1 protein-coding gene and 1 pseudogene are annotated in these 715 nt (G+C 44.8%); one reads left to right on the top strand and one right to left on the bottom strand.

Going from position 1 to position 715, the window contains the following annotated elements; translation table 11 throughout:
• A partial coding sequence (locus tag R7Q48_RS27350) for an alpha/beta fold hydrolase (RefSeq protein WP_318133401.1) occupies positions 1-593 on the top strand: 593 nt, incomplete at its 5' end.
• Between the two features lie 21 nt (positions 594-614).
• Here the strand turns inward: R7Q48_RS27350 and R7Q48_RS27345 are convergent.
• Positions 615-715: pseudogene (locus R7Q48_RS27345) on the bottom strand (glycerol-3-phosphate acyltransferase); the annotation flags it as partial.

The following is a 715-nucleotide window of genomic DNA, read 5'->3' as shown; positions in this document are numbered from 1 at the left end:
ACATGCTGGCGCTAATGGATCATTTGGAAATCGACAAATTTTCCATTGTTGGCTTATCTGTTGGCGGCATGTGGGGCGCGGAACTGACCGCTCAAGCCCCGCAACGAGTGAAGTCATTGGTGTTGATGGATACCTTTATTGGTTGGGAACCAGAAGTGACGCATAAAAAATACTTTGCGATGCTAGATACCATCAGCCAAGTTCAAGGTGTTCCTGGGCCTATTATCGAAGCCGTTGCACCACGGTTCTTTGCGAATAACGCGGATCAAGTTCACCCAGAATTGGTCGCTTCATTTAAACAAAGCCTTGAATCGCTAACAGGTGAGCGAGCTGTAGAAGTTGCTCGTATCGGTCGCATGGTATTTGGGCGACGTGATGTGATTGAAGATGCAGAAAAATTCGCACTACCAACATTGATCGCAGTTGGTCGAGAAGATAAGCCGCGTCCAGTATTTGAATCTTACCTAATGAATGACTGCATTACGGGCAGTGAGTTGGTGGAGATTCCTGAAGCGGGTCATATCAGTTCGCTTGAACAGCCCGAGTTTGTGAATCAGATGCTGTTGAACTTCCTAAACAAAGTTCACGCTTAAAATCCATTTAAAAACTCGGCGTTATGCCGAGTTTTTTTCTGTCAGTTTCTTTTCACCAATTTTAGGCTCTTCACCCGAAAGTAAACGACGAATGTTTTGATGATGTTTAAACACGATTAGAC

The sequence above is a fragment of the Vibrio sp. 378 genome (assembly GCF_033339435.1).
The sequence above is the reverse complement of the archived record's forward strand: the minus strand, read 5'-3'. Positions and strand labels throughout refer to the sequence as shown.